Genomic DNA, 10,644 nt, shown 5'->3' with positions numbered 1-10,644 from the left:
TAATTGGATATGGCTATTTGGATGCTGAGTTTCGAAAATCTGCCACGCTTTAACAAAAGCTTGAAAATGTAGCGTGTTTTGAGCGGCTACTTTACCAGAACTTGGGGGTTTAAGTGTTATTTCAATAGCATTTTCTTGGGAGATCTCATGGTTTAGCAGTTGTTTAAATCTGCCTAAATTTTGCCAGTAACGCTGATTAAGTTCTTTGAGAACATCATTAGGCAGCTTGCCCCACGTAGTTTGAATTTGATTCATACCATGTTCCTATGTTTTAACATGGGTAATTTGAATGTTCATTTCAGCTAGCTGTTCATTCAGATGACTTGTTTGCTGTTGCGCTTTTTGTTTATCGTAGTCTTGCCAAGTCACTTCGGTAAGCCTGTTTTCATGGTCATTGATGTTGCGCTCACAGATAATCAGGCTATTGGCAGCTTCACGGGCTAGGTTAAGGTTTTTGTAAGGGGTTATTAAGTTGATATGGATATTGAGTTCTTTAAATACTTTCAGCACACGGCGACTGACCGATTCCTGGGTGTTGGAGAAAGCTTCATCTAAAAATACAGTACTGTAAATCGGCTTATCGCCTCCTGTTGGCGTAAGTACATAGGCAAGACTTGCAGCAACAATAATACCTGCGAACGATTCTTTTTCTCCCCCTGATTTACCGCTTGATGAGCTTAATATATCTATCACGATATCATCACCTGTTTCAGAATCTATTTTAAACTCTTCAGCATTAAAACTCATTTGGTAACGTGGGTCAAGCAGTCTTAAGCTTTCAAGGTTACTTGCTGTAGTGCCATTAGCGGCTTTATCAAGTACCGCGTTGATATCACTAAGCAGCTTAAAGCGTTTTTCATGTTCTTCTGTGGTCATGAGTTCCATGAGCATGGCAAGCTGTTTATTAAATTCGACTACATTGACAATGCGTTCTGGCTTGATTTTTAGGCGTAAAAATGTACCTTGGCGAAATTCGGTTTTTTGAAGTACCAGATTGACTTGCTCAATACCTTGTTTGATTTGTTCTAACTCACTATTCATTTTGGTCTTAAAGTTCGCCAACGATTGGGTGAGATTATTATTCATACGGCTTTTAAATTTTGTCGTAAGTTTTGCAAGCCCTTCTTGTATTAGATGGTCATAATGGGCCAGAAAATCTGGCATACCTTGCTCAGTTGCTGACCAATCTGACGTGATAGGTTGCCATTTTTCATTGCCTTTAAAATTACCCATAATACCAATCGCTGACTTACTGTCTCGACTGATACGATTACTAGCACTTTCAATGTCTTCATTAAGGCGAGTTTTTAATACATCGGCATTGTGAGCGAGTTGTTTAAATTTTTTATCCAGTTGCTCTATGATGGCTTCGCTCATCGGGTGGTTGGCTAAGATATCGTTTTGGGTGATTTTAAGCTGATGGCTTTTTAATTCTTGAGATTTCGCCCCTTCTTTGCGATTAAGTTTAATTAGCTGGCTTTGTAACTCGTTAAGATTTTGTTCAGCTTGTTGATATAGTTGTTTTGCTTTGGCAATATCGCCTTGGGCATTTTCAAGCGTGGCAAGTTCTTGCTGTTGGTAATCGAGTTGGGTTTGCCAAAACGGTGCATTGATATCATCCCAGTTGGTTTCAAGTAATTTGTGCCAACGATTTTTTAATATTTCTATGTTGGTCATGGCTTGGCGAGCTTGTGCGAGTATTTTTCCTTGTTCGACAAGTTGAGTTTTGAACGTTTGTTGTTGAGAAAGCAGTGAGTTTAATAAGGATTGGTTATTAAAGCCCAATTAAATAGCGAAATTTCTCGTAGTTTTATTTGTCCGTTATCAGATTGATTAAGTAGCGTGGCTTCCATGACATATCTCTTTTTACTTATAAGATTTATTTCTAGTGCTGTGTTAATATTAAAATAGGCTGTCCTGCTGTCCGAATAGTTGCGTGTCCCCTGCTGTATTTTTTGTTGGCAAGTTAAGTTCTACTACTGTGTCATTTTTCACTTGATTAGTGACAGCATTGCTCGACTGTTCTAGATTGTGTTCTTTATCGTCATACTTGTCTGGCATCTCACCAAGCAATGCGATGTATTCATTGAGCATGGCTTGTAATAGGCTTGCATTGACGACATAACGTATCATAGGTGTGATCTCATAGCGTTCAACGTTGCCCCGTTTGAGAGTAACCAATTTATGATTTTTAGCAAAATGCTCCAGTCTCGCTGAGAGTTTTTTCTTATCTTTTGAACCGTGGTCGGTGAGTGGCAAAAATGGCGACATTAAACTTTCTAGTTTTTCGATATCGATGATGATTTCAGTCTCGCCCAAGTTTTGGCGTTCTTGATAGTACTTACGCAAATTGAGCAATAAAAGCGTGTCATATACGTTGAGCGTACGTTTTTGAATCATGGACGTAATATCTTCGCCATCCAGTTCAGCTTGCTCGGTGTCATTTTCGAAATTATCTAGCCCTGTAAGCTGTTCATGGTTTTCTGCGACAAAATCCGCTCTCGCTACGAAAGCAACCCCGCTATGTTCATCAATAATTAAGCTACAATAGATCTCGGATAAATGACGGCGAATACTGGTTTGATGACGCACAATATTGTCAAATAATTGCGGTTTGGCACTGTGCAGTATCACGCCTTGCTGAGATAAATAAATCAACGCTCGGCGTGCGTCAGCTGGCATGTCACTCTCAGTAATAGCGGTCGATTGAGCATCTGATCGCGCATCGAATGACCCATTTTCATCCATCTTTTGTGTGTTCAGTTTTTGCCTATCGCTACCATGATCAATATTTTGGCTTAATACTCTCGAAGCCTTTGAATCATTTTGCTGTTGGGTGTCAAAACAGGTCGAATTATCGGTGCTAGTTACCATGTTAAAAAAGCTGTTTGTCATTATTTTTCCAGATTTATTCGCTGTAAGAGATTTTTATAACGCTAACGCCATCGGATTATCGATAAAATCTTGAGGGAAATGCTCAGTTGTCAAAATTAGCTTAGGTATAGTTGCTTGTAGCTGATTACCAAATTTATCATTGACCAAAATCAACTCTGTTTGTCCGATGTCGGTGGCTTTGACAGCTTTTGCAATACGGATGAACGCGACCAATTCCTCAAGTCCTGCTTGAATTGGCATATAGTTATTGATACTCGCTATGCTCATCGCACCGTATTGATCTAAGGTGTAATAGATTTTTTTGGCGACTTCAACGACCTGGACGGTTTCTAAATTTTCTAACGTTTTTTGGCTTAGGGTGTGATTGTTTTCATGCTCTTGAATGTCGCTTAAATCAAGTTTTTCTTCAGCAATTCTGAGCCGTATACTATCAGGCGATGAATACGGCATTTTGCCGACTTTAATTGTTAGATTCAGGTCTTTATCAATAATTTTTGGCGTGTCTTTAAAGGCAATTGCCCGTTTTTCAAGTTGACTAATTAGCCTATCAACTGCATGATTCTCGCTCATTGCGCCACTTTCAATGTAAGACTTTAACTGTTCTTCAGTACGTCGTCTGATACGAAATACTCTATCACTTTCTCGTGTTAGCTCTGAAATAATGGTGCTCAAAAACTGGTGGTGATGTGGGGCAAGTTGGTTTTTATCAGTGGTTTTGAGCACACTTCGCATCTGCTCGGTAAACTCGGTTAAGCGATTGTCATCGGATAACAAATGAAAAAATCCATCAAATGCACTACCCGCATCAGTTTTGGCAAGTAAGTCTTCTTGTTCAAATACTTTTTGCAGTAACTCGCCTTTACTCAAGTTATCATCAATCATTTGTACGCGTAAGGTCTTATCCATTTTGCGGATTTCTTCTTCAAGTAGCCGAAAATCCCCTGTTAAACTGTACGCAAGGTTATAAATTTCTCGAATTCGTTCCTTTTTCTCATAGTCATTGAGATAGACCATTTTACCTACATTTAAGTCATTGATTTGGCTTTCTAACTGGGCTTTTTGTTTCTCTAAAATAGCGATACGCTCGGCCGTATTTTCACTCATCATCACCGCCAAATCTCGAACCGACTCTTGGACAATCCGCAGATGCGATGCAGATGTACTGATAATCCGCTCATCAAAACTTTGGCAAAACCGTAATACCCTATCAGTAGCGTCAGTGACTGTCAGGCGGTTATCCATTTCTCTAAGCCAACCTTTTTTTATCCAATCATTCAGATAGGTCATTGCGTTAGATTCGGTTTGCCAACTGCCATCAAGCCGTGCTTCATCCAAAGCATTATCGAGCAATATTCTAGCTTGCCCATAACTAATTTCATTGTCGGTCTCAAAAGCAGTAGCAATAAAAGCTAAAATAAATGGGGCATTATCGGCTCGCAGTAGTCGCCATGCAGCCGACTCTCGAAAGTGACGTTGGTAATTTGCCGATTTTGCCATAAAGCTCATGATGATGCCTTTTTTAGTCTATGTTGTTTGGGCTTATGCGATACGCCCTCTGTCTATTTCATCCCTACGATTTGCATTAAGCTGTCAAAGCTATTAACTACTTCATAGCTAACTGGCATTTTTTCAACTGCCGCCAAGGTATCCACTTGTTCAAGCTCGCTATTGTTCCCTTGTGTCTGTTGCAGTTTGGCAAAAAACGCTTTGGCACTGGCGATTTTTTGTTTTTCGGTCTCTCTCAAGTCTATTTCGCTGGTAGAGCCTTTGGTCTCTGCGACAAAATAGACATGACGCACCTTGTCTTGATTAAAGGCAATCGCCCAGTCAGGGTTATAACCGCCAAATGGCGTGGGGATGACAAAGTTTTTGGGCAGTTTGGCATACACTACGACTTCATTGATGTGCTGCTCTAGCTCTGCCAAGAATTTGCGTTCAACATCCGAGTCTGTTTCCACATACTCCCAGACATGACGGTTGGCTTTAATTGCGGTATCTGACAACGGAATATTACTCACAAAGATATCGTTGCTATCATACCGCTCAGATGTCAATTCATACGCGATATTTTGCACGATCAGTTTGGCCTGTTGCTCATTGATGAGACGGCTGACTTCGCTGATAAAGGCTTCGGGGTTGTGTTTAAACTGTGAAAAGACCGCTGAGTTTATTTTACTCAATACAGCAACGACGGTGCCACGGGTCAGATTGGTACGGCTTGCCACTTGCCCGATAAGGTCATAGCGAATCGGCGTTTGTACATTGACACTGTACTGCTCACGATTAGACTGCACTTGCCCAAAGCTGTCACCTTGTCTGAGTGTGTCGTAATCTAGACTATCTTTTTGCTCAGATGTTTTGACGGTATAGGTGAGTGACTGGACAAAGTTGTTGTTACGCTCACGGCTAACTTTATCAATTTCGCTGATACTCTCAGCAATTAATTTTTCGCTATCAAGCTGGATTTGATAAATCGATTTTTGGTTGATGCGTCGCCATAGGGCTTGGAATTCTTTACGGTTTAGATTGTCTGGGTTGATGGTATTTTTGGGTTTATTACCGTTGTTAAACATGCTATCAAAGGCGTTGGGATTAACAACGCTGCCAATTAACTTATGAACGGAATTTTCAAATGGTTTTAATTCTTCTGGTAATTCTGGCAATTTGCCGTTTTCTTTATCTTGATGATAGCTTTCTGACAGATTACCTGCTTTATCCGTGTAACCATGCGAACGTAAATAGAAGAAAATTTCATTAGCTGTATCTGCATCAACGACCATTTGCCCACCCAGTTCACTCACCAAGGTTTTACCCGTAAAGTACTGTGGATTTGCTTTGCTCGGGCGAGTTGCAAGATTTTCGAGCATTTCTTTTTGTAGATTACCGACAAATTCAGCATAGCTTTCGTTGGTAATCACGGTTAGGTTATTCAGCCGATGTACTTCACCAAGTGGCAGATAGCCACTGTCCATGCGTGTGCCATGTCTATCGACTGCAAGTCGCAAGCCACGTCCCACTTCTTGACGGCGAGAGATGACGTTGTCCGAGTGCTTGAGCGTACAGATGACAAAGACATTGGGATTGTCCCAGCCTTCACGCAAGGCAGAATGCGAAAAGATAAAACGCACATTTTTACGAGCGATTTGTTCGTCACTATCGAGCCGTTCGGGGAAGGCAAGCAAGGATTCTTTATCCTTCAAAATCAAATCATAGGCATCGATATCATCAGCGACCAGCACTTTTTCGCCCAGTTCTTCGTCTTTAACGCTTTTGACATTGGGATCGACCATGTGGCGTTTTTTATCAAGGCTAAAATAGCCGTTATGCGTACCTTGAGCAGTGATGGCTTTAAGATAGTCCTGGTATGGGTCATTTGTTAGGTTTAAATCAATGCGTTTACCCACTTCTTCGGTATAAGCTTGTTCAAAGATATCGGCATACTCACCATTGACGGCATTGCCGTCGCTGTCGTACTGGCGGTATTTGGCGACTTCATCGATAAAAAATAAACTTAAGACTTTAATCCCCTTATGAAACAATCGCTGTTCAATATCTAAATGCGAGCGGATGGTTTCACGAATCTGAATACGGCGTAAGTCTTTATCGTCGCCATCGCCTTTATTACTGCTACCTTGCCCGATGTGTAGCACAATACCATTGGCAAATTCGATACTGTCCGCTTTGATATTGGTGACGGTGTAGCGGTCTTTGTATTGCTCGGCTTCTTTGGATACTACAAACAAGTCATCGCCTTTTGCAATATTCCGGATTTCACGTCGAAACTCGCCTTTGGTTGATTTGATTTCTAGCTCTAGCCGTGCAACGGGCGCTTTGCTTGAGACAACCACGTCTTGTAAGTACAGATAGCCATTTGTGCCCGTCAAGCCTTTGACTTCAATGCCTTTGACGGTGATTTTTTTGACCAGTTTTTGGTTATAGGCATCCAGTGCGTCAAGGCGATACACTAGGTTATAGTCACGCTTGTGGGTGGCGGAATAGCGTAGGATAAATAACGGGTTAAAATTGGCAAGGCTTTGTAAGGTCTTGTCCGCGCCCATTTTTTGCGGTTCATCTAGGATGATAATAGGACGGTTACGGCGTATCACGTCAATGGGACGGCGAGAGCCGAATTCGTCTAGGCTGGCGTAGATTTTGCGTGATGCTTCGTTGTTCGCCCCTTCTTTGATGGTGTTAAAGGCTTGCACATTAATAATCATGATATTGATACCGCCATCTGAGCTAAAGCTCTCTAGGTGGTGCAAGGCTTTGGAGTCGTAGATAAAGGCTCTTGGTTTTTTGCCATATTCTGCCAGTAGGTCATCCGCCATCATGCTAATGCTTTTGTTCACGCCTTCCCGAATGGCGATACTGGGCACGACGATAATAAATTTTGACCAGCCGTATTGTTTGTTCATTTCAAACATGGTGCGTAAATAGGTGTAAGTTTTGCCTGTGCCTGTTTCCATTTCGATGTTGAGATTGAGCGGGCTTTGGGTCAGGCTGTCGCCTTTTTTGTTGTCAGCTGTGACAAGCTCGGTGGATTTTGGTAATTGTCTATTGGCTTGCACCGTTTGGATGTTTTTAAGAATTTCATTCAAGTCAAATAACGGCGTATTGGCAAAGCCGATATTTTCATCGTCTAATATATCATAGGTTTGTAAGGCAGAATTTTGCAATATATCAGTTTCGCCAAAATCTAGCCCTGCCTGTTGTGTCACGCGTTTGGGGGTTGGCTGTATACCCCTATCGAGTGTATAGCGGGTTTGCCCGATAAGCTGCTGTTGTCCACGGAACACATCGACGACGGCTTGCACGGCATCTTTTTGGTAGGCTAAGGGTTTAAAGGTGATTTTCATGTTTTTTTCCTTTTTCCCTTAGATAAAGCGTACATCGGTATGCGGTGATAGTTGTTTAAAGCGTTCTTTGATGTTGGTTTTGTCGCTGTCGGTGGCGATGGCGCGTTCGCTGGTGATGAATTTGAGTGGATTGAGTGCGGCGATGTCATTGACCATATTTGCGTCGATGTAGTCTAGGCTGGCAATCAGTGAGTTACCGCCCACTTGGTAGATGGTGTGTCCGCCTGATTTGCTAGAAAGCTCGGTGCGTTCAATGGGCAAGGATAACGGCACGCCGGTGTCTAGCATGAATTGGAATAGTAAATCTTCGTCGCTGCGGTCTTCTTTGATGTTGTTTTCGAGTGTGGCGAGTAGGTCTTGGTTGTAGTCTTGGGGGCGGTAGTAGATGTCGTTCATGTTGCTGGTGTCGATTTTTAGCACTCGAAAGCCTGTGTCAAGCTCGTTGATACCATCTTTATCGGCATTGTCGGTTTTGATTTTTGCCCCTGCTCGGCGGATGCGTTCTTTGGATATTTCGGCGATGGTGGGATAGCCTGCTTTAAACGCTTCGGATTTTGAATCTGTTGCCTCTGGGATTTGTACCATGATAAATTGGCGGTTGCCACCGTCTTCGGCGTTCAGTTGCATAACCGCATGAGCGGTTGTTGAACTGCCTGCAAAAAAATCTAAAATGATTGAATCTTTATTTTCTCTTGTTACAGATAAAACCAGTTTTGCTATCAATTTTGAAGGTTTTGGAAAGCTCATTAACGACTGTTCACCTAGCAAATTATGTATTTCATCAAACCCATCTTCATTCGTACCCCATCCATCATTAAACAAATTATCTGAATACTCAAACTCTAGGCCACTTTTTTCAACTCCTTTCATAGGTAAAATATCTTTAAGCATTTTTGTTCTAGGTTCATCGACTATTCTTCTAAAATATAAATCTTGCGTTATATATAAACTTTTTTCTTCAGCAAATTTATCAAGTAATTTTTGCGAGTAAATCCAATTACTATCTACTTTAACATCTTCAACTAACACCTCATTTTCAATTTTCAAATCAGAAAGTAAAATCATTTCCATATTTCCGGAACTGATTCTTGTACCTTTGGGTAAGAAATAGTTACTTTCTTTAAATTTGCTAGATATTCCTTTTTTTATTATGCGTTCTGCTCTCGAATTTGTTGTCTTTATAACTGGATATGTTTCTGTATTTCTTGCTATTTCACCAATTAAGCCAGTGAACGAACTCAAGGACTTTGCAAATACAAAAATATACTCTTTAACATTTGTAATGCTACCTGATAAAAATGCACCTTTCTTTTTCTTTTCCCAAACTAATTGAGCTATAAAATTTCTCTCGCCTAAAACTTCATCACAGATTTTTTTTAAATTAGCCTGCTCATTATCATCAATCGAAATAAAAATCACGCCATCATCAGATAACAGATTACGAGCCAATTTCAACCGACTATACATCATCGACAACCAATCACTATGAAACCGCCCATTGCTCTCCGTATTCGCCACCAACCGATTACCATCCGCATCCACCTGCCCCGACCGCTCAAAAAACTCAGCCGTATCCGCCGCAAAATCATCGTTATAAATAAAATCATTGCCCGTATTGTACGGCGGGTCAATATAAATCATCTTCACCTTGCCAAGATAACTCTCCTGCAATAGCTTCAACGCCTCAAGATTATCCCCCTCAATAAACAAATTGCCCGTCGTCTCAAAATCCACACTCTCATCACGGCACGGGCGTAACGTCTTGGCTATCGGACTGTTCGCCGTCACAATCGCCTCACGCTTGCCCACCCAGTCAAGGCGATAACGCTCTTGCGACCCATCAATGACCGAATGCGATAATTCTTGCTTAAGTAATTCAAAATCAATGCCCCGCTCAAGCACTACTTCACCGTTCATATCACGGATAACCTTGCCTTGCTCATCGGTTTTTGGCTTCTCGGTGACACAGTTGGGGAACAGCGCGGCAAGACGCTCAATATTGCTATCGACTAGGTTTGGGGTGTGCATTTTTAGTGTGGTCATGAATAGTCCTTATTTTTAATTGGTTTAAGCGGATTAGATGAGACAGCCTTGTTGTGGACTGTCGTCTAGCGTTTGTAGATACGCTAGCCCTTTGTCGGTTGTGCGATAGGCTTGGCTTGGATGCTGTAATGTTTTAGGATAAGCAAGTTCAAGTAACCCTTCCTTAAGCAAGGGTGATAAATACTTTCTGCGTATCGTATCAATCTCTCGATTGAGAAAATGTTTTAAAATACTACTGCTCATAAATTGCTTTTGACAAATTTGTAATACGATGCTTTTCGATTGCTCAGGGGTGAATCTGCCTTTAGCCCTTGCGGACGCTACAATGGATTGTAGATTTAGTAGCATATCATTACTTAAATCCGCCACTTCCTTGATGATAATGACATCATTAATCCCAGTGCTCGGCTCGTTAATCCCAGTGCTCGGCTCGTTAATCCCAGTGCTCGGCTCGTTAATACTAGTGCTTAGGTCATTATTAGGGTAGCTAGAAACGTTATTACCAGTGCTTGCACCTGTCAAGGCTTGGTCATTACCTGCTAGGCTGTCGCAGTTATCAGTATAACAACTATTTAAAAGGTAATAGCTGTTACTACTTTTACCATGTTTTAGTAAATAGTTGTTTTTACAAAATTTTCGTAAAATGCTACTCGCTTGAAGTGTATCTAATCCAATATTCTCTCGAATATCTTTATTAGTAATTTGCCCCATTTTCTTGGCAAGGATTAACACTTCGGCTTCTTTATCTGTCAAGCTATCAAAATGCTTTAACCATAACATTTCTTCTTCAGCAATTAATTGTTGAAGACGTAGTACCGTTTCACAATCATTATTTGAAATCATTCATTGA

7 protein-coding genes are annotated in these 10,644 nt (G+C 41.2%); all 7 read right to left on the bottom strand.

The window, feature by feature from the left end:
* The coding region (locus tag RTR63_RS04605) for a DUF3322 domain-containing protein (RefSeq protein ID WP_312522916.1) at nucleotides 1-255 on the bottom strand (255 nt) is incomplete at its 3' end.
* Nucleotides 256-264: 9 nt separating this feature from the next.
* Nucleotides 265-1,677, bottom strand: a complete 1,413-nt coding sequence (locus RTR63_RS04600) for an SbcC/MukB-like Walker B domain-containing protein (protein WP_312522914.1) — start codon at nucleotides 1,675-1,677, stop codon at nucleotides 265-267.
* 225 nt (nucleotides 1,678-1,902) lie between these two features.
* On the bottom strand, nucleotides 1,903-2,895 hold the full coding sequence (locus RTR63_RS04595) for a DUF4194 domain-containing protein (protein WP_312522912.1): 993 nt from the start codon (nucleotides 2,893-2,895) through the stop codon (nucleotides 1,903-1,905).
* 33 nt (nucleotides 2,896-2,928) lie between these two features.
* Nucleotides 2,929-4,401: a DUF3375 domain-containing protein gene (locus RTR63_RS04590; protein WP_076775510.1), complete on the bottom strand. Its 1,473-nt coding sequence runs from the start codon at nucleotides 4,399-4,401 to the stop codon at nucleotides 2,929-2,931.
* 53 nt (nucleotides 4,402-4,454) lie between these two features.
* Complete coding sequence (locus RTR63_RS04585; protein ID WP_312522911.1) at nucleotides 4,455-7,751, bottom strand: type III restriction-modification system endonuclease; 3,297 nt, start codon at nucleotides 7,749-7,751, stop codon at nucleotides 4,455-4,457.
* A gap of 18 nt (nucleotides 7,752-7,769) precedes the next feature.
* Entirely contained in the window at nucleotides 7,770-9,794 is a 2,025-nt protein-coding gene (locus RTR63_RS04580; RefSeq protein ID WP_312522910.1) for a site-specific DNA-methyltransferase, read from the bottom strand.
* 33 nt (nucleotides 9,795-9,827) lie between these two features.
* On the bottom strand, nucleotides 9,828-10,637 hold the full coding sequence (locus tag RTR63_RS04575) for a hypothetical protein (RefSeq protein WP_312522909.1): 810 nt from the start codon (nucleotides 10,635-10,637) through the stop codon (nucleotides 9,828-9,830).
* Nucleotides 10,638-10,644: the final 7 nt, after the last annotated feature.

This window comes from Moraxella sp. CTOTU47724, from assembly GCF_032014955.1.
In the GTDB taxonomy this organism is placed as follows: Bacteria; Pseudomonadota; Gammaproteobacteria; order Pseudomonadales; family Moraxellaceae; genus Faucicola; species Faucicola tetraodonis.
Note: the sequence above shows the minus strand (reverse complement) of the source record. Positions and strands in the feature narration are given on the sequence as shown.

What these genes read in the sequence shown, in the direction of transcription:
- RTR63_RS04600 (WP_312522914.1), bottom strand. Translation starts at nt 1,677, where the DNA reads ATGACCAACATAGAAATATTAAAAAATCGTTGGCACAAATTACTTGAA.
- RTR63_RS04595 (WP_312522912.1), bottom strand. Translation starts at nt 2,895, where the DNA reads ATGACAAACAGCTTTTTTAACATGGTAACTAGCACCGATAATTCGACC.
- RTR63_RS04590 (WP_076775510.1), bottom strand. Translation starts at nt 4,401, where the DNA reads ATGAGCTTTATGGCAAAATCGGCAAATTACCAACGTCACTTTCGAGAG.
- RTR63_RS04585 (WP_312522911.1), bottom strand. Translation starts at nt 7,751, where the DNA reads ATGAAAATCACCTTTAAACCCTTAGCCTACCAAAAAGATGCCGTGCAA.
- RTR63_RS04580 (WP_312522910.1), bottom strand. Translation starts at nt 9,794, where the DNA reads ATGACCACACTAAAAATGCACACCCCAAACCTAGTCGATAGCAATATT.
- RTR63_RS04575 (WP_312522909.1), bottom strand. Translation starts at nt 10,637, where the DNA reads ATGATTTCAAATAATGATTGTGAAACGGTACTACGTCTTCAACAATTA.